Source organism: Modestobacter italicus (genome assembly GCF_019799965.1).
GTDB lineage: Bacteria > Actinomycetota > Actinomycetes > Mycobacteriales > Geodermatophilaceae > Modestobacter > Modestobacter italicus_A.
This window is the reverse complement of record NZ_JABGCJ010000003.1, coordinates 198,359-219,469: the sequence shown is the minus strand read 5'-3', so window position 1 is coordinate 219,469 and position 21,111 is coordinate 198,359. Positions and strand designations below refer to the sequence as shown.

Annotated in this window: 23 protein-coding genes; 17 read left to right on the top strand and 6 right to left on the bottom strand. The window is 73.2% G+C overall.

Annotated features, from left to right (window positions below; translation table 11 throughout):
* Window positions 1–5 precede the first annotated feature (5 nt).
* The 15 genes from HLA93_RS08625 (at window position 6) to HLA93_RS08555 (ending at window position 12,767) form a co-directional block, all read left to right on the top strand.
* Window positions 6–647, top strand: coding sequence for an L-threonylcarbamoyladenylate synthase (locus HLA93_RS08625; protein ID WP_222193985.1), 642 nt, complete (start codon window positions 6–8; stop codon window positions 645–647).
* A gap of 132 nt (window positions 648–779) precedes the next feature.
* Complete coding sequence (glyA, locus tag HLA93_RS08620) at window positions 780–2,087, top strand: serine hydroxymethyltransferase (protein WP_222193984.1); 1,308 nt, start codon at window positions 780–782, stop codon at window positions 2,085–2,087.
* 4 nt (window positions 2,088–2,091) lie between these two features.
* Window positions 2,092–3,357, top strand: coding sequence for a glycosyltransferase family 4 protein (locus tag HLA93_RS08615; protein ID WP_246626141.1), 1,266 nt, complete (start codon window positions 2,092–2,094; stop codon window positions 3,355–3,357).
* Window positions 3,354–3,851 carry a hypothetical protein gene (locus tag HLA93_RS08610; RefSeq protein ID WP_222193983.1) on the top strand — a complete coding sequence of 166 codons (498 nt, stop codon included), beginning with the start codon at window positions 3,354–3,356 and terminating at the stop codon, window positions 3,849–3,851. Before HLA93_RS08615 ends, HLA93_RS08610 begins: the two co-directional genes overlap by 4 nt.
* A gap of 134 nt (window positions 3,852–3,985) precedes the next feature.
* Window positions 3,986–4,192 (top strand): AtpZ/AtpI family protein, encoded by a 207-nt coding sequence (locus HLA93_RS20875; protein WP_246626140.1) that lies wholly within the window; start codon window positions 3,986–3,988, stop codon window positions 4,190–4,192.
* Window positions 4,189–5,016, top strand: coding sequence for a F0F1 ATP synthase subunit A (gene atpB, locus HLA93_RS08600; protein WP_222193981.1), 828 nt, complete (start codon window positions 4,189–4,191; stop codon window positions 5,014–5,016). Before HLA93_RS20875 ends, atpB begins: the two co-directional genes overlap by 4 nt.
* A 115-nt stretch (window positions 5,017–5,131) precedes the next feature.
* On the top strand, window positions 5,132–5,359 hold the full coding sequence (gene atpE, locus HLA93_RS08595; protein WP_439957969.1) for an ATP synthase F0 subunit C: 228 nt from the start codon (window positions 5,132–5,134) through the stop codon (window positions 5,357–5,359).
* 52 nt (window positions 5,360–5,411) lie between these two features.
* Window positions 5,412–5,987 carry a F0F1 ATP synthase subunit B gene (locus HLA93_RS08590; protein WP_222193979.1) on the top strand — a complete coding sequence of 192 codons (576 nt, stop codon included), beginning with the start codon at window positions 5,412–5,414 and terminating at the stop codon, window positions 5,985–5,987.
* A complete protein-coding gene (locus tag HLA93_RS08585) occupies window positions 5,987–6,817 on the top strand; it encodes a F0F1 ATP synthase subunit delta (protein WP_222193978.1) in 831 nt (276 codons plus the stop codon). The genes HLA93_RS08590 and HLA93_RS08585 overlap by 1 nt, the downstream gene beginning before the upstream one ends.
* A gap of 58 nt (window positions 6,818–6,875) precedes the next feature.
* The gene (gene atpA, locus HLA93_RS08580) at window positions 6,876–8,513 is read left to right on the top strand and encodes a F0F1 ATP synthase subunit alpha (protein ID WP_222193977.1); all 1,638 of its coding nucleotides are present in this window, start codon (window positions 6,876–6,878) and stop codon (window positions 8,511–8,513) included.
* A 1-nt stretch (window position 8,514) separates the two neighbouring features.
* Window positions 8,515–9,498 (top strand): F0F1 ATP synthase subunit gamma, encoded by a 984-nt coding sequence (locus HLA93_RS08575; protein ID WP_222193976.1) that lies wholly within the window; start codon window positions 8,515–8,517, stop codon window positions 9,496–9,498.
* Window positions 9,499–9,589: 91 nt separating this feature from the next.
* Complete coding sequence (gene atpD, locus HLA93_RS08570) at window positions 9,590–11,035, top strand: F0F1 ATP synthase subunit beta (protein WP_222193975.1); 1,446 nt, start codon at window positions 9,590–9,592, stop codon at window positions 11,033–11,035.
* A 357-nt stretch (window positions 11,036–11,392) separates the two neighbouring features.
* Window positions 11,393–11,641, top strand: coding sequence for a hypothetical protein (locus tag HLA93_RS08565; RefSeq protein ID WP_222193974.1), 249 nt, complete (start codon window positions 11,393–11,395; stop codon window positions 11,639–11,641).
* 277 nt (window positions 11,642–11,918) lie between these two features.
* Window positions 11,919–12,308 (top strand): F0F1 ATP synthase subunit epsilon, encoded by a 390-nt coding sequence (locus HLA93_RS08560; RefSeq protein ID WP_222193973.1) that lies wholly within the window; start codon window positions 11,919–11,921, stop codon window positions 12,306–12,308.
* A 54-nt stretch (window positions 12,309–12,362) separates the two neighbouring features.
* The gene (locus HLA93_RS08555) at window positions 12,363–12,767 is read left to right on the top strand and encodes a DUF2550 domain-containing protein (protein ID WP_222193972.1); all 405 of its coding nucleotides are present in this window, start codon (window positions 12,363–12,365) and stop codon (window positions 12,765–12,767) included.
* A gap of 71 nt (window positions 12,768–12,838) precedes the next feature.
* Here the strand turns inward: HLA93_RS08555 and HLA93_RS08550 are convergent, their stop codons facing one another.
* Complete coding sequence (locus HLA93_RS08550) at window positions 12,839–13,438, bottom strand: cob(I)yrinic acid a,c-diamide adenosyltransferase (protein ID WP_222193971.1); 600 nt, start codon at window positions 13,436–13,438, stop codon at window positions 12,839–12,841.
* 81 nt (window positions 13,439–13,519) lie between these two features.
* On the opposite strand from HLA93_RS08550, the gene murA reads away from it, so the two are divergent.
* Window positions 13,520–14,815: a UDP-N-acetylglucosamine 1-carboxyvinyltransferase gene (gene murA / locus HLA93_RS08545; protein WP_222193970.1), complete on the top strand. Its 1,296-nt coding sequence runs from the start codon at window positions 13,520–13,522 to the stop codon at window positions 14,813–14,815.
* 50 nt (window positions 14,816–14,865) lie between these two features.
* Here murA and HLA93_RS08540 read toward each other — a convergent pair whose 3' ends face one another.
* Entirely contained in the window at window positions 14,866–15,183 is a 318-nt protein-coding gene (locus HLA93_RS08540; protein WP_222193969.1) for a hypothetical protein, read from the bottom strand.
* A 113-nt stretch (window positions 15,184–15,296) separates the two neighbouring features.
* On the opposite strand from HLA93_RS08540, the gene HLA93_RS08535 reads away from it, so the two are divergent.
* Window positions 15,297–17,321, top strand: coding sequence for a methylmalonyl-CoA mutase family protein (locus HLA93_RS08535; protein WP_222193968.1), 2,025 nt, complete (start codon window positions 15,297–15,299; stop codon window positions 17,319–17,321).
* On the opposite strand, the gene HLA93_RS08530 is transcribed toward HLA93_RS08535, so the two are convergent.
* From HLA93_RS08530 to HLA93_RS08515, 4 genes are all read right to left on the bottom strand, one after another.
* Window positions 17,318–18,352, bottom strand: a complete 1,035-nt coding sequence (locus HLA93_RS08530; protein WP_308128016.1) for a Gfo/Idh/MocA family protein — start codon at window positions 18,350–18,352, stop codon at window positions 17,318–17,320. The two genes, HLA93_RS08535 and HLA93_RS08530, sit on opposite strands and share 4 nt — an antisense overlap.
* A gap of 68 nt (window positions 18,353–18,420) precedes the next feature.
* Window positions 18,421–19,620 (bottom strand): sensor domain-containing phosphodiesterase, encoded by a 1,200-nt coding sequence (locus tag HLA93_RS08525; protein ID WP_222193967.1) that lies wholly within the window; start codon window positions 19,618–19,620, stop codon window positions 18,421–18,423.
* 79 nt (window positions 19,621–19,699) lie between these two features.
* Window positions 19,700–20,431: a YqjF family protein gene (locus HLA93_RS08520; RefSeq protein WP_222193966.1), complete on the bottom strand. Its 732-nt coding sequence runs from the start codon at window positions 20,429–20,431 to the stop codon at window positions 19,700–19,702.
* A 4-nt stretch (window positions 20,432–20,435) separates the two neighbouring features.
* Window positions 20,436–21,089, bottom strand: coding sequence for a DedA family protein (locus HLA93_RS08515; RefSeq protein ID WP_222193965.1), 654 nt, complete (start codon window positions 21,087–21,089; stop codon window positions 20,436–20,438).
* Window positions 21,090–21,111 lie beyond the last annotated feature (22 nt).

Genomic DNA, 21,111 nt, shown 5'->3' with positions numbered 1-21,111 from the left:
GCCTCGTGGCCGACGTCTTCGACTGCAGTGACCCCGACCAGCGCGAGGCGGGCCTGACCGCCGCCACCCGGGCGCTGGCCCGCGGCGAGCTGGTCCTCCTCCCGACCGACACCGTCTACGGGGTGGCGGCCGACGCCTTCACCCCCGCCGCCGTCACCCGGCTGCTGGCCGCGAAGAACCGCGGCCGCAGCATGCCGGTGCCCGTGCTGATCGGTGAGGCCTCCACGCTGGCCGGGCTGGTCGACGCCGTCCCGCCGGTGGCGCACGAGCTGGCCGAGGCCTTCTGGCCGGGCGGGCTCACCCTGGTGGTCGAGCACGCCTCCACCCTGGCCTGGGACCTCGGGGACGCCGACGGGACCGTCGCCGTCCGGCTGCCGGACGACGACGTCGCCCGCGACCTGCTCCGGGGCACCGGGCCACTGGCGGTGTCCAGCGCGAACCGCTCCGGCCGTCCCGCGGCGACCACCGCGCAGGAGGCGGCCGACCAGCTCGGCGAGCACGCCGCGGTGGTGCTGGACGGCGGCCCCCGCACCGGCTCGGCCGCCAGCACGATCATCGACTGCACCGTCCCGGCCCCCCGGGTGCTCCGGATCGGCGCGATCGACCTCGACCGGCTGCGCGAGGTGGTCCCCGAGATCACCGACTGACGCGGGCGGCGGCCCCGGCCGCGGTGCGGTGCGGTGCATCCTCCCGTCGCAGCGTTACCGTGGGCCGACAGCCGCGTGCCCTCGTCCCGGTGCACGCGGGCCCGCGCACCGACCCGCAGGAGTGCACCCGCGATGAGCACCCCGGCCGCGACCCCCTACTGGGGGCCCGACTTCGACGCCCTGGCGGCGTTCGACCCGGAGATCTCCGGCGTCGTCACCGACGAGCTCGACCGGCTCCGCGGCGGCCTCCAGCTGATCGCCAGCGAGAACTTCACCAGCCCCGCCGTCCTCGCCGCGCTGGGCAGCACGCTGTCCAACAAGTACGCCGAGGGCTACCCCGGTCGCCGCTACTACGGCGGCTGCGAGGTCGTCGACCGGGCCGAGTCGCTGGGCATCGAGCGGGCCAAGGAGCTCTTCGGTGCCGAGCACGCCAACCTGCAGCCGCACTCGGGGGCCAGCGCGAACCTCGCCGCGTACGGGGCGTTCCTGCAGCCGGGGGACACCCTGCTGGGCATGGCGCTGCCGCACGGCGGCCACCTGACCCACGGCACCAAGGTCTCGTTCTCCGGGAAGTGGTTCAACGCCGTCCAGTACGGGGTCGACGAGAAGACCGAGCACATCGACTACGACCAGGTCCGCGACCTGGCCCGCGAGCACCGGCCCAAGCTGATCGTCGCCGGCGGGTCGGCGATCCCGCGGCTGATCGACTTCGCCGCCTTCCGGGAGATCGCCGACGAGGTCGGCGCGGTCTTCATGGTCGACGCGGCGCACTTCATCGGCCTGGTCGCCGGCAAGGCGATCCCCTCGCCGGTGCCCTACGCCGACGTCGTCACCTTCACCACGCACAAGGTGCTGCGCGGCCCGCGCGGGGGCGCCATCGTCTGCAAGGCCGAGCACGCCAAGGCCATCGACAAGTCGGCGTTCCCGATGATGCAGGGCGGCCCGCTGATGCACGCCATCGCGGCCAAGGCGGTGAACCTCAAGGAGTGCCTCGCGCCTGCGTACCAGGCCTACGCCCGCCAGGTGATCACCAACGCCCAGGCGCTGACCGAGGGCCTGGCCGCCGAGGGGCTGCGCCCGGTCGCCGGCGGCACCGACACCCACCTGGCGCTGCTGGACCTGCGCGAGGTCACCGACACCGCCGGCGAGCTGGTCACCGGCAAGGTGGCCGAGGCCCGCTGCGACGCCGCCGGCATCGTGCTGAACAAGAACGCCATCCCCTTCGACCCGCAGCCGGCGTCGATCGCCTCCGGCATCCGCGTCGGCAGCCCCTCGGTGACCACCCAGGGCATGGTCGAGACGGACATGCGGGCGATCGCCTCGCTGATCGGCACCGCGATCCGGGACGCCGACGGCTCCCGGACGGCGGAGGTGGCGGCGGGCGTGCGTGAGCTGGTGAGCGCGCACCCTGCCTACCCCGAGCCCGCCCGGGCCGTCTGAGCCCATGCGCGAGTACGCCGTCGTCCTCCTCGCCGCCGGCCTGGTCACCTTCCTGGCCACCCCGGTGGTGCGGGTGGCGGCGGTCCGGCTGCGGGTGATGGCCGCCGTCCGGGACCGGGACGTGCACGTCATACCCACCCCGCGGGGCGGGGGAGTGGCGATGTACCTGGGGGTGGCCGCCGGCGTGCTGGTGGCCTCCCAGCTGCCCTCGCTGCAGCGCAGCTTCGAGTTCAACAGCCAGACCATCGCCGTCCTGGTCGCCGGTGGGCTGATCTGCCTGCTCGGCGTCCTCGACGACCGGTTCGGCCTGGACGCACTCACCAAGCTCACCGGCCAGATCGCCGCGGCTGGCGTGATGGTGCTGCTCGGCGTGCAGCTGGCCTACGTGTTCCTGCCGGTCGCCGACATCGGCACGCTGTCCCTCGGCTCGGACGTCGGGGTGCCGGCGACGATCCTGCTCACCGTCCTGACCGTGAACGCGCTGAACTTCATCGACGGGCTGGACGGCCTGGCGGCCGGTGTCTCGGCGATCGCCGCGCTGGCCTTCTTCGCCTACAGCTACCACCTGGGGGCGGTGGGCTACGACGACGTGGCGAGCGCCCCGGCGGTGATCACCGCCGTGCTGGCCGGCGCCTGTCTGGGCTTCCTGCCGCACAACTTCAACCCCGCCCGGATCTTCATGGGCGACTCCGGCTCGATGCTCGTGGGCCTGATGCTCTCCGCGGCGGCGGTGTCGGCGACCGGGCAGACCGACTCACAGACGCTGGGCTCGGCCGCGAGCCTGCTGCCGCTGACCCTGCCGCTGCTCGTGCCGGTCGCGGTGCTCTTCATCCCCTTCATCGACCTGCTGATGGCGGTCGTGCGCCGTACCCGGAAGGGCCAGTCGCCGTTCAGCCCGGACAAGATGCACCTGCACCACCGGCTGCTGTCCATCGGGCACTCCCACCGCCGCGCGGTGCTGATCATGTACTTCTGGGCCGCGCTGCTCAGCTTCGGCGCGGTCGCCCTGTCCATCACCGGCGGCACCGTCGAGGTGCTGGTCATCATCGGTGCGTTGCTGGTCGTCGGCGTCGTCGTCGTGCTCAGCCCCAGGGCCCGGCGGGCGGCCATCGCCGCCCGCGAGGCAGAGTTGGCGGCCATGAAGGAACGCAGCCGTGCCGCCCACCCGGCCAGTCGGGTCCTGCGGGACGGCGGTGGACCGGGCGCCGGATCGGTGCCGGCCGGTGCTGCTGCACGTTCGTCGTCCACCGCGGCGGGGGTGCCCCGGTGAGCGGCCCGTCCGGTGCGCGGCCCGGGCCGCGCAGCGACGCCCCCTGGGACCTGTCCTTCCTCCGGGTGGGTGCCCTGGTCGCCCTGGCCGCGACCGTCGTCGCCGCCCCGGTCGTCGGGCTGGTGGCCGGCTGGACCGAAGCGCTCGGGGTCGTGGTCGGAGCAGCGGTCGTGACCGCCTTCTTCTGCGTCTCCGGCCTGGTCATCGCCTGGGCCGGGAAGGTGGACGACACCTGGACGATGCCTGCCGCCCTGGGCACCTTCGGGCTGAAGGCCTTCCTGCTGTTCCCGCTGCTCACCGGCCTGCCGGAGGACGGCTGGCTGGACCGCCGGGTGCTGGCCTGGACGGTCATCGCCGGGGCCCTGCTGTGGAGCGTGGTACAGCTGCGCTGGGTGTGGACCCGGCAGCTGTACTACGTGCCCCCGCCGAGTGCGCCGGCAGCCGCCCGGGCCCCCGGGCAGGACGACCCGGGGATCAGCCCGACACGCGGCTGATAGTGTCCGACCCGATGGCCGAGGACAGTCCCGAAACCGGGGCCACTCGACCACGCCTCGATCAGCCTGACCCTGGACAGCCTGCTCGTCAGCCCAGTGGGGCCGACATGGGCTGGGGGGTCACCGGAACGCTCATGTCCGGGATGGCCGTCTGGGGCGGGGCCGGGTGGTTGGTCGACCAGTGGCTGGACACGCGAGTGTTCTTCCCGGTCGGGATCATCCTCGGCGTGGCGGTGGCCATCTACGTGGTCATCAAGCGTTACGGCGGGCCCGACCAGGCCGCCGCACAGCCCCCGGGCGGCCGACAGGGCCCGCCCAGGACGCAGAAGGGACAACGGTGACCTCCAGCGCCCACGCGCTCGGCGACGTGCTCGCTGTGGAGAGCGACCCCGGCGGCGGTTTCACGCCCCCGGGCATCGGAGAGTTCTACCCCGAGGCGCTCACCAGCTTCTCCCTGCTGGGCGTCGACTTCGAGATCACCCGCATCACGCTCATCGCGTGGGTCGCAACGGCCGCGATGATCGCCCTGCTGGTCGCCGCGGTGCGCAAGCCGCAGATCGTCCCGGGGAAGCTCCAGTTCATCGGCGAGACCGGCTACTCGTTCGTCCGGGACGGCATCGCCCGCGACGTCGTGGGCCCCAAGGGCCTGCCTTTCGCGCCTTTCCTGGCGTCGCTGTTCTTCTTCATCCTGGCGAACAACCTGATGGCGATCATCCCGCTCGCCCAGATCTCGCCGATGTCGAAGTTCGCCTTCCCGCTGGTGCTGGCGCTGATCTGCTGGGTCGTCTACATCGCGGTCGGGATCAAGAACCAGGGCTTGTGGCCCTACTTCCGGGACATCATGTTCCTGCCAGGCGTGCCGAAGCCGATGTACATCCTGATCACCCCGCTCGAGCTGCTGCAGAACTTCATCGTGCGGCCGTTCACGCTGGCGATCCGGCTCTTCGCGAACATGTTCGCCGGCCACATGCTGCTGGTGACGTTCGCGCTCGGCGCGACCTACCTGCTCTCCGTCGACAACTTCTCTGTCATCTTCGGCCCGGTCTCGGCGCTGATGGCGATCGTGATGACGTTCTTCGAGCTGCTGGTCATCTTCCTGCAGGCCTACGTCTTCACCATGCTGATGGGCACGTACCTCAACGGTTCCGTCGAGGCTGCACACTGACCCACGGCTCCGACCCGGCCAAGCCGGGCGGTCACCTGAACTGCACCACCCGCACGACCCCGCCAGCCGCCCGGCTCACCGCCGGGCGACGACACAGGAGGAACACCCCGCGATGATGGACGTTCTCGCAGAGCTCGAAGGCAGCATCGGTTCGGTCGGCTACGGCATCGCCACGATCGGCCCCGGCATCGGTGTCGGTCTGGTCTGGGCCGCCTACATCCAGGCCACCGCCCGTCAGCCCGAGTCGGCCGGCCTCACCCGCACCTACGCCTTCCTGGGCTTCGCCCTGGCCGAGGCGCTGGCGCTGATCGGCTTCGTCGCCCCCCTCGTCTACGGCACCTGATCCGCTCGCTGACGAGTTCGGTCACTGACATCCAGACGAGGACGTTGACAGCATGAGCATCTTGGCTGCGGAGAGCGCGAACCCGCTCATCCCGCCCTTCGGCGAGATCATCGTCGGCCTGATCGCGTTCCTGGTCCTGCTCTTCGTGGTGTGGAAGTTCGTCGCACCGCGCTTCGAGCAGGTCTTCCAGGCCCGTCGTGCGGCGATCGAGGGCGGCATCGAGCGGGCCGAGGCCATGCAGGCCGAGGCCAAGGCCGCGCTGGAGCAGTACCGCGCTCAGCTCGCCGAGGCGCGCACCGAGGCGGCGCAGATCCGCGACGCCGCGCGTGCGGAGGGGCAGCAGATCATCGAGGAGCTCCGCGCCCAGGCGCAGGAGGAGTCCGCTCGGATCGTCGCCCGCGGCGAGGAGCAGCTCGCTGCCTCCCGCCAGCAGGTGATCAACGAGCTGCGCGGCCAGATCGGCACGCTCGCCGTCGACCTCGCCGGCCGGCTGGTCGGCGAGTCGCTGGCCGACGACGCCCGGCGCAGCGGCACCGTCGACCGGTTCCTGGACCAGCTGGACGGCATGTCCGCCGCCGGTGACGGTCGGGGCGGCAGCTCGGCGTTCGTCCCGCAGGACGCCCGCTGATGCACGCCTCCAGCCGGGCAGCGATGGAGGCCTCGCGGGCGAGCCTCCTCGAGCAGACCGGTGGCGCCCGCAGCCGCAACCGCGGTGAGGCGCTGCTGACCCTGGCCGACGAGATGTTCGCCGTGGCGCACCTGCTCGATGGCCAGCCATCGCTGCGCCGCGCCCTGTCGGACGCCTCCGTGCGGCCGGAGGACCGGGCGGGCCTGGCCCGGCGGCTGCTCGCGGCGCAGGTCTCGGAGGGCACCCTCGCCGTGGTCGAGACCGTCGCCCAGCAGCGCTGGTCCCGGCCCCTCGACCTGGTCGAGGCCACCGAGACGCTGGCCACCGAGGCAGCGCTGGACGCCGCCGACGCCCGCGGCGAGCTCGAGGGCGTCGAGGACGAGCTCTTCCGGTTCGGCCGGATCGTGGCCGGCGACGCCGACCTCGCCCGGATCCTGGGCAACCGGTCGGCGCCCCGCGAGGGCAAGACCGCGCTGCTGGACCGCCTGCTGTCCGGGAAGGTCAGCCCGGTCACCGAGCGGCTGGTCCGGAACTCGCTGACCAGCTCGCACGTGCACAACGCGGAGAACGAGGTCGAGCGGCTCTCTGCCATGGCGGCCCGCCGGCGTGGTCGGTCGGTCGCCTCGGTGATCAGCGCCGTCCCGCTGACGGCGGCTCAGGAACAGCGCCTGGTGGGTGTGCTCGAGCGCATCTACGGGCGCACCATGGGCCTCCAGGTCCAGGTCGACCCCGACGTGCTCGGTGGCCTCGTGGTCCGGGTCGGCGACGAGGTCATCGACGGCAGCATCGCCCATCGGCTCGAGGACGCCGGCCGCCGACTGGCCGGCTGACGGAACCGACCGCTCCACCGCACCACCACAGACACCAGCAGAAGAGGACGCGAGAGCCATGGCCGAGCTGACGATCTCCGCGGACGAGATCCGCAGTGCCATCCAGAACTACGTCTCCGACTACACCCCGGACGTCTCCCGCGAGGAGGTCGGGGTCGTCACCGAGGCCGGCGACGGCATCGCCCGGGTCGAGGGCCTGCCCTCGGTCATGACCAACGAGCTCCTCGAGTTCGAGGGCGGCGTGCGAGGCCTGGCCCTGAACCTCGACGTCCGCGAGGTCGGTGTCGTCATCCTCGGTGACTTCGCCGGCATCGAGGAGGGCCAGACGGTCCGCCGCACCGGCGAGGTCCTCTCGGTCCCCGTCGGCGACGGCTTCCTCGGCCGCGTGGTCGACCCGCTCGGCAACGCGATCGACGGTGCCGGGCCGATCGAGACCACCACCCGCCGCGCTCTGGAGCTGCAGGCCCCCTCGGTGGTGCAGCGGCAGTCGGTGCACGAGCCGATGCAGACCGGGATCAAGGCGATCGACGCCATGACCCCGATCGGCCGCGGTCAGCGTCAGCTGATCATCGGCGACCGGCAGACCGGCAAGTCGGCGATCGCCCTGGACACGATCATCAACCAGAAGCAGGCCTGGGCGACCGGTGACCCGGCGCAGCAGGTGCGCTGCATCTACGTGGCGGTCGGTCAGAAGGGCTCGACCATCGCCGCCACCCGCGCCGCCCTCGAGGACGCCGGCGCGATGGAGTACACGACCATCGTCGCCGCTCCGGCGTCGGAGGCCGCGGGCTTCAAGTACATCGCCCCCTACACCGGCTCGGCCATCGGCCAGCACTGGATGTACGAGGGCAAGCACGTCCTGATCGTCTTCGACGACCTGTCCAAGCAGGCCGAGGCCTACCGCGCGGTGTCGCTGCTGCTCCGCCGCCCGCCGGGCCGCGAGGCCTACCCGGGCGACGTCTTCTACTTGCACTCCCGCCTGCTGGAGCGCTGCGCGAAGCTCTCCGACGAGCTGGGCGCGGGCTCGATGACCGGCCTGCCGCTCATCGAGACCAAGGGCAACGACGTCTCGGCGTACATCCCGACCAACGTCATCTCGATCACCGACGGGCAGATCTTCCTCGAGACGGGTCTGTTCAACTCCGGTGTCCGCCCGGCCATCAACGTGGGCATCTCGGTGTCCCGTGTGGGTGGCTCGGCGCAGATCAAGGCGATGAAGTCGGTCGCCGGTCGCCTCCGCCTGGACCTGGCCCAGTTCCGCGAGCTGGAGGCCTTCTCCTCCTTCTCCTCCGACCTGGACGCCTCCAGCCGCGCGACCCTGGACCGCGGGCAGCGCCTGGTCGAGCTGCTCAAGCAGGGGCAGTACTCGCCGTTCCCGGTCGAGCGCGAGGTCGTCTCCCTGTGGCTGGGCACCACCGGCAAGCTGGACCGCGTGCCGGTCCCCGACGTCCGTCGCTTCGAGCTGGAGTTCCTCGACTTCATCGGCCGCGGCGACAACGTCATCTTCGACACCATCCGGACCTCCAAGAAGCTGGAGGACGACGTGGTGAGCAGCCTCGAGGCGGCGGTGGAGACCTTCTACGGCCAGTTCACCACCTCCGAGGGCGAGTCCCTGCAGGTCAAGGAGCCCGAGGTCGAGGCCATGGACGCCAGCCAGCGTGGCCAGGAGACCGTCCGGGTCAAGCGGAGCTCCTGACATGGCCGCGTCCCTGCGCGCGCTGCGGCGCCGGATCCGCTCCACGCGGTCGACGAAGAAGATCTTCTCGGCCCAGGAGCTGATCGCCGGCGCCCGCATCGTGCGGGCACAGGCCCGGGTGGAGGCCTCCCAGCCCTACGCCCGGGAGATCACCCGGGTGCTGTCCGCGCTGGCCGGTTCGGCCAGCCTGGACCACCCGCTGCTGAGCGAGCGGCCTGAGCCCAAGCGGGTCGCCGTCCTGGTCATCACCTCCGACCGGGGCTTCGCGGGCTCGTACAACGTCAACGTGCTGCGCCGCACCGAGGAGCTCCTCGGCCTGCTGCGGAACGAGGGCAAGGAGCCGCTGGTCTACGTCATCGGCCGCAAGGGCGAGACGTACTACCGGTTCCGTGACCGGCCGATCGAGGACTCCTGGACGGGCTTCTCCGAGCAGCCGTCCTACGAGAACGCCCAGGAGGTCGGTCGCACGCTGATCGACGCCTTCACCGCGGGCGAGGACGACGCGGACGGCGACGGCGGTGCCGACGGCATCCTCGGCGTCGACGAGCTGCACATCGTCTACACGGAGTTCCGCTCGCTGCTGGCCCAGGTGCCGGTGGCGAAGCGGATGGCCCCCCTCGTGGTCGAGGAGGTCGACGAACTCGGCGACGGCGATGGCGACGGTGCAGCGTCCGGCCAGGACCAGTCGGGGCGCTCCAGCGAGGTCCCGACCTCCTACGAGTTCGAGCCGTCGGCCGAGGCGCTGCTGGACGCGCTCCTGCCGAAGTACGTCACCACCCGGATCTACGCGGCGCTGCTGGAGTCGGCTGCATCGGAGTCGGCGTCCCGCCGGCGGGCGATGAAGTCGGCCTCGGACAACGCCGAGGAGCTGGCCAAGAACCTCTCGCGGCAGGCCAACCAGGCCCGCCAGGCCGGCATCACCCAGGAGATCAGCGAGATCGTCGGCGGTGCCGACGCGCTGGTGTCCAGCAGCTCCGACTACTGAGCACGGCCTCGGTCGTGGCGGCACCCGCCGCCACGACCGGGGACACCGAAGACGCGAGACCACCGAGCCCGAGGGCAGGAGAGCAGTACAGATGACCGTCACCGAGGACCGCCCGAGCACCCAGGGGACCACCGGCGCGGGCCGGGTCGTCCGGGTCACCGGCCCGGTCGTCGACGTCGAGTTCCCCCGCGACGCGATGCCCGAGATCTTCAACGCACTCAAGGTCGAGGTCACCCTCGCCGACCTGGGCAAGACGCTGACCCTGGAGGTCGCCCAGCACCTGGGCGACAACGTGGTCCGCACCATCGCCATGCAGCCGACCGACGGTCTGGTCCGTGGGGCCGAGGTGACCGACACCGGGTCGGCGATCTCGGTGCCCGTCGGCGACCAGGTCACCGGGCACGTGTTCAACGCGCTCGGCGAGTGCCTGGACACCCCCGGCTACGGCGAGGACGGCCTGCGCTGGACGATCCACCGCCACGCGCCGAAGTTCGACCAGCTCGAGGGCCGCACCGAGCTGCTCGAGACCGGCATCAAGGTCATCGACCTGCTGACCCCGTACATCAAGGGCGGGAAGATCGGTCTGTTCGGCGGCGCCGGCGTCGGCAAGACGGTGCTCATCCAGGAGATGATCCGTCGCGTCGCCCAGGAGTTCGGTGGCGTCTCGGTCTTCGCCGGTGTGGGTGAGCGGACCCGCGAGGGCAACGACCTCATCACCGAGATGACCGAGTCCGGCGTCATCAACTCGACCGCGCTGGTGTTCGGTCAGATGGACGAGCCGCCGGGCACCCGGCTCCGGGTCGCGCTCTCGGCGCTGACCATGGCGGAGTACTTCCGCGACGAGGCCGACCAGGACGTGCTGCTCTTCATCGACAACATCTTCCGGTTCACCCAGGCCGGGTCCGAGGTCTCCACGCTGCTGGGCCGCATGCCCTCGGCGGTGGGCTACCAGCCGACCCTGGCCGACGAGATGGGCGAGCTGCAGGAGCGGATCACCTCGACCCGAGGCCGGTCCATCACCTCGCTGCAGGCGATCTACGTGCCCGCCGACGACATCACCGACCCGGCGCCGCACACCACCTTCGCCCACCTGGACGCCACGACGAACCTGTCGCGGCCGATCTCGGAGAAGGGCATCTACCCGGCCGTCGACCCGCTGGACTCCACCAGCCGGATCCTCGACGCGCAGTACGTCGGGCAGGAGCACTACGACATCGCCAGCGAGGTGAAGCGGATCCTGCAGCGTTACCAGGAGCTGCAGGACATCATCGCGATCCTCGGCATCGACGAGCTGGGCGAGGAGGACAAGGTCACCGTCAACCGCGCACGGCGGATCGAGCGGTTCCTCTCCCAGAACATGTTCGTCGCGGAGGCCTTCACCGGTCAGCCGGGTTCCTACGTGCCGCTGTCGGAGACCCTCCAGGCGTTCAAGGCGCTCGCCCAGGGTGAGTACGACCACGTGCCCGAGCAGGCCTTCTTCATGTGCGGTGGCCTCGAGGACCTCGAGCGGAACTACGACAAGCTGAAGAAGAGCTAGTCGGAGGTCCTGCCCGCCGCGCCCCTCGTGGCCGTGGCTGCACCTCCTCGGTCGACGGCCGGGTCCCCTGCGTGGGGGCCCGGCCGTCGCCGTTCCCGGGCCACCCGGAGCCGTCCCCGGAGGCCGGGCCGTGCCGGTCCACGAGCCGCGCCCGGCGAGGAACCGCGTCACGCGGCCGGTGACGGGCGGGGCACGAGGTGCACCGTGGCGCCGGGCCGTCACCCGGCGTGGTGGCGCGGCGGTCGGTCACCATCCGATCGGGTGGTCGTGTCCGACGGTGTTCAAGCACCTCCTCACTCCTGTCGATCATGGGGACCGGTGCGTCCGGTCGGCGGGCGCCAGCTCAGGAGTACGACGGTGCACAGGACAGGTCTCGCAGCGGTGCTGCGGCGCAGTGGGACGGCGACGCTCGGGCCGGACCCGCACGACCAGGCCGACCCCGGGCCGCTGCCCGAGGACGCACTGGACTGGAGCTGGCCGCCCTACGCGCCGGTCGAGTCGGCCGCGGAGCCGTTCGACGTGGCCGAGTGGGCACCCCGCTCGGTCGTCTGGCACCCGCAGGTCCGGGTCGGCCGGTGGACCGTGGTCTACCGTCGCGCGGCCTGACACAGCACCACCTCGGTCTCAGCCCGCGGTCGGGGCCGGCCGGCCCGGCGGGCCCTGCTCACCGGTCCGTGCCGCGGCCCGGGCCCGGCCCGGCGAGCCGCCTCCGGCAACCCCGTGCCCGGCACTGCGCCGCTGTGGCGGTGCCCTGCGGCTGGGCTGTGGCGGAACCGTCCCCGGCGCGCCGGTACAGTGGCAGGGACCCGCTGTCGCGTCCGACCGGACCGGCGGCCCGCATCACAGGCCTGACCCGGCCGGTCGATGACCCTGGAGGACTGACGTGGCGACCCTGCAGGTCGAGCTCGTGGCCGTGGAGAAGATGATCTGGTCCGGTGAGGCCAGCATGGTCATCGCCCGCACGACCGAGGGTGAGCTCGGTGTCCTGCCCGGCCATGCGCCGCTGCTGGGCGAGCTGGCCCCCGGCGGTGTGGTCCGCATCCGGCCGGAGTCCGGCGACGACCTCGTCGTCGCGGCGCACGGCGGTTTCCTGTCGGTGACCGAGCGGGGCGTGTCGATCCTGGCCGAGACCGCCGAGATCTCCACCGACATCGACGTCGAGCGAGCCCGGGAGGCCCTCCGCCGGGCCGAGCAGGCCGGCGACGACCCGGAGGCGCTCGCCGCCGCCCGCCGGGCCCAGTCCCGGCTCCGCGCCGCCGGCCAGGACGCCTGACCGCACCGGCTCAGCCTCCTCCCGATCCGCTCGCGGCCCCCCAGCACCCGCCCGGTGACCACCCTCGTCCTGGTCCTCCTCGGGGTGTTGCTGGTCGGCCTGGTGGCTGCCTTCCTGCTGCGTCGGCGGTTCCTGCTCTCCGGCCTCGGCGCGGTCACCATGTGGCTGCGGGCCCCCGGTGCGCCGCGCTGGTCGGTCGGCGTCGCCTGGTACTCCGGGGAGACGCTGCTCTGGTACCGGGCCCTGTCGCTCTCGGTGCGTCCCAACCGGCGGCTGTGCCGCTCCCAGTTCCGGGTGGACGCCCGGCGGCGGCCCACCGCGGACGACCTGTCGCTGCCGGACGAGAGCGTGATCCTGACCTGCCGCACCGGTGCCGGGCCCCAGGAGCTGGCGATGGACAGCTCGACGGTGACCGGCTTCCTGTCCTGGATCGAGTCGGCTCCGCCCGTCGACCGCTGACGGAGCGCCCCAGCGCCCGGCCGCGCGGGCTCGGCGGGGCCCCTGCCGCGGAGCCGTGCCAGCTGGCCCCGTCAGCGAGCGGCGCGCTGGGCGTGCACGCCGCTGTGCGCGCCGGGCTCCCAGAGCACGTCGCCGTCGGGGTTGGCTGCCCGGGCCAGGATGAACAGCAGGTCCGACAGGCGGTTGAGGTACTTCGCGGTCTCGGGGTTGGTGCGCTCGCCGTCGGCCTCCAGCAGCGCCCACACGCTGCGCTCGGCCCGGCGGGCGACCGTCCGCGCGGTGTGCAGCAGCGCGGCCAACGGGGTGCCGCCGGGCAGCACGAACGACGTCAGCGCCGGCAGCTCCTCGTTGGCGGCGTCGCAGGCCGCCTCGAGCCGCTCGGTGTAGGCAGGGGTGACCCGCAGCGGCGGGTGCTCGGGGTCGGGGTGCACCGGTGTGGACAGGTCCGCGCCGACGTCGAACAGGTCGTTCTGGATGCTGCGCAGCAGCTCCGTCAGCTCCGCGGAGGGGCTGCCGAGCGCGATCGCGACGCCCAGGCAGCTGTTGGCCTCGTCGACGTCGGCGTAGGCGACCAGTCGCGGGTCGGTCTTGCTGACCCGGGACATGTCGCCCAAGTGGGTCTGCCCGGCGTCGCCGGTGCGGGTGTAGATGCGGGTCAGCCGGACGGTCATGCCGCCGAGCCTAGGGCGGGCGCACGGTGGCAGCCCGGTCGGTGCGGCCGGCTCCCCGGCGGGCGCAACTAGGCTGGACTCGTGGAGTGCTTCGAGGTGACCGGCGGGGCGTCGCTGCGCGGCCGGGTCCGTGTCACCGGTGCCAAGAACAGCGCCCTGAAGCTCATGGCGGCCGCGTTGCTGGCCCCGGGGCGGACGACGCTGGAGGAGGTGCCCGACATCCTCGACGTCACGATCATGAGCGAGGTGCTGCGGCGCCTGGGCTGCGGCGTGGTCTTCGAGCGCTACCCGCTGGAGCCAGGCGGCAGCCCGAGCGGCGGCGGACGGGTGCTGATCGACGTCCCGGAGCGGCCCTCCAGCGAGACCGACTACGACCTGGTCCGCCGGATGCGCGCCTCGATCAGCGTGCTCGGTCCGCTGGTCGCCCGGCTGGGCACCGCCAAGGTGGCCCTGCCCGGCGGTGACGCGATCGGCTCCCGCGGCCTGGACATGCACATCGCCGGCCTGGAGCGGCTGGGCGCCAGCATCGTGAGCGAGCACGGCTTCCTGATCGCCACCGCGCCCAAGCTCGTCGGCACCTCGATCTGGCTGGACTTCCCGTCGGTCGGGGCCACCGAGAACCTGGTGATGGCCGCCGTCCTGGCCGAGGGCACGACCATCGTGGACAACGCCGCGCGCGAGCCGGAGATCGTCGACCTGTGCTCGATGCTGGTCGCGATGGGGGCCCGGATCGAGGGCGCCGGCACCTCCACCATCACCGTGGAGGGCGTCGACGGCCTGCACCCGGTGGCCTGCTCGGTGGTGCCGGACCGGATCGTCGCCGGCACCTGGGCCATCGGTGCGGTGATGACCCGCGGGGACCTGGTCATCGAGCGGGCGGTCGCCGAGCACCTGACCGTGCCGCTGGACAAGCTCGTCAGCGCCGGGGCCACCGTGGAGCCGGGGCCGGACGGCGTCCGGGTGGCGATGGACGACCGGCCCAAGGGCGTCGACGTCGTCACGCTGCCCTTCCCGGGGTTCCCCACCGACCTGCAGCCGATGGCGGTGGCGCTCGCGGCGGTGTCGACCGGTACCGCGCTGATCACCGAGAACGTGTTCGAGGGCCGGTTCATGTTCGTCAACGAGCTCGTCCGGCTGGGCGCCGACGTGCGCATCGACGGCCACCACGCGGTGGTGCGTGGCCGGGAGCGGCTCTCCAGCGCCCCGGTGCTGGCCACCGACATCCGGGCCGGTGCGGGCCTGGTGCTGGCCGGGCTGCTCACCGACGGGGTGACCGAGGTGCAGGACGTGCACCACGTCGACCGGGGTTACCCCGACTTCACCGAGCAGCTGCGCGGCGTCGGCGTGCAGATCGAGCGCACCCAGCGCCCCAGCTGACGGATCGGCCCCTCTCGCAGTAGTGCGGGGCGAGGGCTGAGGGGCGAGGGTCAGTCGCCGAAGGAGAGGGCCAGTGCCCGGGCCCGGGCGAGGTCCTCGGGGAAGACCAGGACGTCGGCGCGGTGGGCCGCGGGCTCGCGGATGGTCGACCGGATGCCGGCGTCGGAGAGGACCGCGCGCAGCGCCAGCGCGGACTCCCGGCGGGTGAGCGTGGCCACCGGCGTGAGCAGCTCCTCGCGCCGCACCGGCTTGCCCGAGGAGCTCCCGGAGGCGAAGGCCCAGCGGAGGAAGAGCAACAGCAGGCCGATCACCATCAGGGCGATGGCCGGCCCCACCAGGAAGTGCAGACTGCCCGCGTCGATCGGCACGCTGACCTCCCGGGAGCGGGTGCGACCGGTCGGCCACGGACCCGCTGCCGAGTGTGCCACCGCCCCGGTCGACCCGTGGCTACTGGCCGGTAACCGCCCTACACTCCGCGGGCATGCCGTTCCCTTCAGCGTCGAAGGACCGCGACCGGCCCTGGGTGATGCGCACCTACGCCGGCCACTCCTCACCCGCCGAGTCCAACGCCCTCTACCGCCGCAACCTGGCCAAGGGCCAGACCGGGCTGTCGGTCGCGTTCGACCTGCCCACCCAGACCGGCTACGACCCCGACCACGAGCTGGCCGTGGGGGAGGTGGGCAAGGTCGGCGTCCCGGTGAGCCACCTGGGTGACATGCGGGCGCTCTTCGACGGCATCCCGCTGGACGAGATGAACACGTCGATGACGATCAACGCCCCGGCGATGTGGCTGCTGGCGCTGTACCAGGCGGTGGCCGAGGAGCACGGCCACGACGTCGCCCGGCTCGCCGGGACGACGCAGAACGACATCATCAAGGAGTACCTGTCCCGGGGGACCTACGTGTTCCCGCCGGCACAGAGCATGCGGCTGATCACCGACGTGGTCGCCTACACGGTCACCGAGCTGCCGCGGTGGAACCCGGTCAACATCTGCAGCTACCACCTGCAGGAGGCCGGGGCGACGCCGGTGCAGGAGATCGCCTACGCGATGAGCACCGCGATCGCGGTGCTGGACTCCGTCCGCGACTCCGGCCAGGTGCCGCCCGAGCGCTTCGGGGACGTCGTCGCCCGGATCTCCTTCTTCGTCAACGCCGGTGTCCGGTTCGTCGAGGAGATGTGCAAGATGCGCGCCTTCGGCCGGCTCTGGGACGAGCTGACCCGGGAGCGCTACGGCGTCCAGGACCCGGGCCAGCGGCGGTTCCGGTACGGGGTGCAGGTCAACTCCCTCGGGCTGACCGAGGCGCAGCCGGAGAACAACGTGCAGCGGATCGTGCTGGAGATGCTGGCCGTCACCCTCTCCCGGGACGCCCGTGCCCGGGCCGTCCAGCTGCCGGCCTGGAACGAGGCGCTGGGCCTGCCCCGGCCCTGGGACCAGCAGTGGTCGCTGCGGCTGCAGCAGGTGCTGGCGTACGAGACCGACCTGCTGGAGTACGACGACCTGTTCACCGGGTCGGTGGTCGTGGAGACCAAGGTGGCCGAGCTGGTCGAGGGGGCCCGGGCCGAGATCGCCCGGGTGCAGGAGCTGGGCGGTGCGGTGGCCGCCGTCGAGTCCGGCTACATGAAGGGCCAGCTGGTCGCCTCGCTGGCCGAGCGACGGCGCCGGATGGAGAGCGGTGCCGACGTCGTGGTCGGGGTCAACCGGTTCACCACCACCGAGCCGAACCCGTTGCTGGCCGACCTGGGGACGGCGGTCCAGACCGTCGACCCGGCGGTGGAGGCCGCGGCCCAGATGGCGGTGCAGGAGTGGCGGGCCACCCGGGAGCCCGGGCCGGTCGCCGAGGCCCTGGACGCGCTGCGCGCCGCCGCCGGCACGGCGGAGAACCTGATGCCGGCGACGCTGCGCTGCGCCCGGGCCGGGGTGACGACGGGGGAGTGGGCCGGGGTGCTGCGCGAGGTGTTCGGCGAGTACCGGGCGCCGACCGGGGTCGGGGCGGCGGGCACCGGCGAGGGCGACGCCACGCTGGCCGAGGTGCGCGAGCGGGTGCGCACGACCGGGGAGGAGCTGGGCGGCCGGCTGCGCTTCCTGGTCGGCAAGCCCGGCCTGGACGGGCACTCCAACGGCGCCGAGCAGATCGCCGTCCGGGCCCGGGACGCCGGCTTCGAGGTCGTCTACCAGGGCATCCGGCTCACCCCGGCGCAGATCGTCTCCGCCGCGGTCGAGGAGGACGTGCACGTCGTCGGGCTGTCGGTGCTCTCCGGGTCGCACCTGCAGGTCGTCCCGGCGGTGCTCGACGGGCTGCGGGCGGCCGGGCTGGACGACGTCCCGGTGGTGGTCGGCGGGATCGTCCCCGACGGCGACGCCCGCCGGCTGCGCGAGTTCGGGGTGGCCCGGGTGTTCACCCCGAAGGACTTCGGGATCACCGACATCATGGCCGAGGTGGTCGCCGTCGTCCGCGCGGCGAACCACCTCGACCCGGACCGCCGGGAGGCCGCCCTCCCGCGCTAGGGCTGGAGTCGGACGACGACGCCCTCGGTGGCGCTGCGCCGCGCGGCGTCGAGCACGGTGAGCGAGGCGACGGCGTCCCGCGGGTCGACCGGCACCAGGCCCTGGCCGCGCACCGCGGCGGCGAAGGCGGGGTAGAAGGTGTCCCAGGCGCCGGGCAGCGTCGGCACCCGGTCCTCGTGGTCGCCGCGGCGCACCCGGCCCCAGCGGGACTCCGGCTCGGCGCCCCAGTCCGGACCCAGCGTGGCGGGGGACTCCCCGGCGATCAGTGCGTCCTCCTGGCCGTCCATCGGGCCGCCGACGACGTAGCTGCCGGCGGTGCCGGTGACCCGGAACCGGTTGCCGGGGGCACCCTCGCTCCAGCTGCCGGCCAGGTGCGAGCGGGCGCCGCCGGCGTGGGTGAGGGCGACGAAGACGTCGTCGTCCAGCCCGCTCTCCCGCACCCGCCACTCGGCGTACACCGAGGTGACCGGGCCGAGCAGCACCAGTGCCTGGTCGACCAGGTGGCTGCCGAAGTCCAGCAGGGTGCCGCCACCGGACGGAGCGGGCCCCGGCTCGGGGGTGAACCGCTCGAAGCGGGACTCGAAGCGGGTGATCGTGCCCAGTGTGCCGGCCTCGGCCAGCGCCCGGACGGTGCGGAAGTCGGAGTCCCAGCGGCGGTTCTGGTACGGCGCGAGCGGCAGGCCCAGCCGTTCGGCCCGTTCGACGCTGGCCCGCGCGGCGGCGGCGTCGAGTGCGAACGGCTTGTCGCAGACCACGGCCAGCCCGAGGTCGAGGGCCTCGTCGGTGAGGGCGGAGTGGGTGCCGGCCGGAGTGGAGATCGCCACTGCCTCGACGCCGGCCGCGGCCAGCTCGGCCAGTGAGCCGACGGCGGCCACGCCGGGGTGCTCCCGGCCGATCAGCTCACGGCGCTCGGTCGAGGACGTCACCACGGCGACGAGGTCGCACTCCGCCGCGGCGGCCAGCAGCGGGGCGTGGAAGTACCGCCCGCCGAAGCCGTACCCCACCAGTCCGAACCGAACGGGCTCCACCACGGTGCTCCCCACCTCGACGACGCGTGCTGCGGATCATCCCCTGCCGGTCGTCGGCGGCGCCGGGCGCCTCAGAGCAGGGGCGTCGGACGGCCGAACAGGTGCCCCTGACCCTGGTGCACGCCCAGCGACCGCAGGGTCTCCGCCTCGGCGCTCTCCTCGACGCCCTCGGCCACCAGCCCGGCCCCGGTCGCGGCGGCGAAGCTCACCATCGCGGTCACCATCGCGCGCTTGGCGGGGTCGGTGTGCAGCCCGGTGACCAGCGCGATGTCGAGCTTGATGACGTCCGGCCGCAGCCGCAGCACGTGCCGCAGGCTGGCGTACCCGGCGCCGGCGTCGTCGACGGTGAGCCCGATGCCGCCCTCGCGCAGGCGGCACAGGGCCCGGTCCAGGGCGTCGTAGTCGTCCACCGGCCGGTGTTCGGTGACCTCGACCGAGAGGTCCAGGTGCCGGTGGTCCAGCAGCAGGCCGGTCACCGACGGGGCCAGCAGTGCCTCCGGGGAGAGGTTGACGCCCAGCGGTCGTCCCGCCGGCAGCCGCGGGGCGACGGCGAGCGCGGCGCGGGCGGCCAGCTCCTCCAGCTCGACACCGAGCCCGGCGGCCGCGGCGGCGCTGAACAGCTGCGCGGGCCCGTCGGCCACGTCGGGGAACCGGGCCAGCGCCTCGTAGGCCACCGCCTCGCCGGTCGTGAGGTCGGCGATCGGCTGGACGTGGGTGACGACCGCTCCCTCGCGGAGCACCTCGCGCACTTGCCCGGCCGGGTCGGCCGGCGGCGCGGGCAGCGGCTCGGCCAGCCGGTCGGCGATGACGTCGGCCAGCAGCTCGAGGGTCCGGGCGGCCGCCCCGTCCAGGTGGGCGCCGTCGTCCCGGCTCACGCAGCAGAGCATCCCGACCGGGCGGCCGTCCGGGCTGCGGACCGGCGCGCCCACGTAGGAGCCGATGCCCAGCTCGGCGGTGACGGCCAGGTCGCGGGTGCCGGGGTGGCGGCGGGCGCCGGTCACCACCGGGGGCAGCTGCCCGTTGAGCACCCGGACGCAGAACGAGCCCTCCAGCGAGGGCTCCATCCCCTCGTGCACGTTCATCTCGTCCAGCGCACCGGTGGCCGCCCGGATCTGCTGCGCGCTCTCGGTGAACGTCGACATCCAGGCGACGTCCATGCCCAGCCGGGTGCGGGCCGCCTCGAGGACCCGGTGCAGCCAGGCGGGGGACAGGGCGACCGCCGGTGCGGACGAGGGGGTCGGCGGGGACGGCGACGGTCGGCTCCCGTTCACCCCCGCAGTGTGTCGCAGCACCGGCCTGGACGGAACGCCCCCGTCTCGATTGGTCGGTGGGTCCGTCGATCGGTCGTGGTCAGCGCAGCCGCGGGCCGAACCGGACGTCGACACCGGGGGAGAACAGCACGCTGTCGGGGCCGCCGCCGACCCCGGGCAGGCCGGCCGTGGCGACCAGGTCGTCGTCCAGGTCCAGCAGCTCGGCGTCGTGCAGCGGCCAGGCCGGGTGCTCGTTGGGCCAGTACGCCAGCCGCCCGGCGGTGACCTGGTGCAGCCCCCAGCGCCCGGTGAGGAACTCCGCCAGCGGGCTCGGCTCGGGCAGCTCCGCACCGACCCGGACGGCGATCGTGCCGCCCGCGCCGCGGGGTCCGGGCCAGCGGCGGGCGCAGCGATAGGTGAGCCGGTCACCGTCCCGTTCGATCCGCATCCGGGACCACTGGTACGGCAGCCGGGCCACCCAGCGGGCCGCGAGGACCGGCAGCAGCCGTTCGGCCTCCAGCGAGCGGAAGACGACGCCGCGCCGTCCCTGCGCGTCGACCGAGTAGAGCCGCACGTTGGTCTCGGCGAAGGAGCCGAGGTAGGGCAGGCCGGGGGCGCCGAGCAGACCGATCCGCCGCATCCGGAAGGGGACGAGGCCGACGTACGTGGCGCCGTCCAGCTCGTCGGGCACGGTCCCGGCCGGCAGCAGCGGGGCCACCAGGGCCGGGTCGACCGCCCAGTGCAGGAAGGTGACGTCGCGCCAGCCCTGGGTGGAGACCGTCCGGTGCACCGGCCGCAGCGTCGTCCGGCTCACGGGTTCGGGGGAGCTCACCGGCTCAGCCTGCCGGTACCTCCGCCGGGGTGGGCTCGGCAGGTGCCTCCGGCGCGGGACGGCGGCGCCGGTGCACCAGGGAGCGCACCCCCTCGCCCAGTGCGGCGAGGGCGAGCGCCAGGCCCAGCCCGAGCAGGAGCCCGCGCAGCGGGTCCCGCTCGAAGGCCAGCCCGCCGACGTAGCCGATCCCGGCCGACCAGCCGGCCCAGGTGAGGGCGGCCAGCGCGGCGAACGGGGTGAACCGGCGCAGCGGCCAGCCGACCGCGCCGGCGGTCAACGTCACGGTCGTCCGCAGGCCCGGCACGTAGCGGGCGGTCACCAGCAGGACGCCGCCGCGCTGGGTGAGCAGCCGGTCGGCCCGGGTGAAGGCGGCGTGCCGGCGGCTGCCCGGCCGCGCCCGGGCGCGCAGTCGCGGACCGAGCCGCGAGCCGAGCAGGTAGGAGACGTGGTCGCCGGCGAAGGCGCCCAACGCGGACACCGCGACCACCGCGGGCAGGTCCGGCTGCCCGGTCGCGGCGAACACCCCGGCGGTGATCACCACGCTCTCGCTCGGCACCACCGGCAGGAAGCCGTCGACGGCGGAGAGCGCGAAGAGGGCGACCAGCACCCACGGCGAGGCCATCAGGTCGTGCACCCAGGTGAGGACGGCGTCGGTCACGATCGGCTCCCCGGGAACGGCA